This window comes from Streptomyces sp. SID13726 (assembly GCF_010548375.1).
Taxonomy (GTDB): domain Bacteria; phylum Actinomycetota; class Actinomycetes; order Streptomycetales; family Streptomycetaceae; genus Streptomyces.
Genome location: NZ_JAAGLY010000556.1, coordinates 1 through 422 on the forward strand (window position 1 = coordinate 1; position 422 = coordinate 422).

General features: G+C 76.3%; 1 protein-coding gene. It reads left to right on the forward strand.

Annotation, left to right across the window (positions count from 1 at the left end):
* A partial coding sequence (locus G3I78_RS49100) for a 4'-phosphopantetheinyl transferase superfamily protein (protein WP_164437155.1) occupies nt 1-416 on the forward strand: 416 nt, incomplete at its 5' end.
* Nucleotides 417-422: the final 6 nt, after the last annotated feature.

A 422-nucleotide genomic window follows, 5' to 3' on the forward strand; every position in this document is an offset into this window, starting at 1 on the left:
CGGGCGGCGGTGTGCACTTCTCGCTGTCGCACAGCGGCAGCTTCGCCCTCCTGGCGTTCGCCGCGACCCCGGTGGGGGTGGATGTGGAGACCGTCCCGTCCGATGACGCGGTGGCGGACATCGCCTCCGTGATGCACCGGGTGGAGATCGCCGAACTCGGCGCCCTGGAGCCGCCGGAGCGGCCCGCCGCCTTCGCGCGGGCGTGGGTGCGGAAGGAGGCGTACCTCAAGGGGCTGGGCATCGGTCTCGGCCGCGACCCCTCGGCGGACTACGTGGGGACCGGCGAGACGCCCGCGGCCGGCCCGGCGGGCTGGTCCATCGCCGATGTGGCCGTGGGGGAGAACCGCGCCGCCGCGGTCGCCGTGGCCGACCCGGGCGCGGCGGACATCACGCCCTCCGCAGCCACCGCGCACTGAACCGGC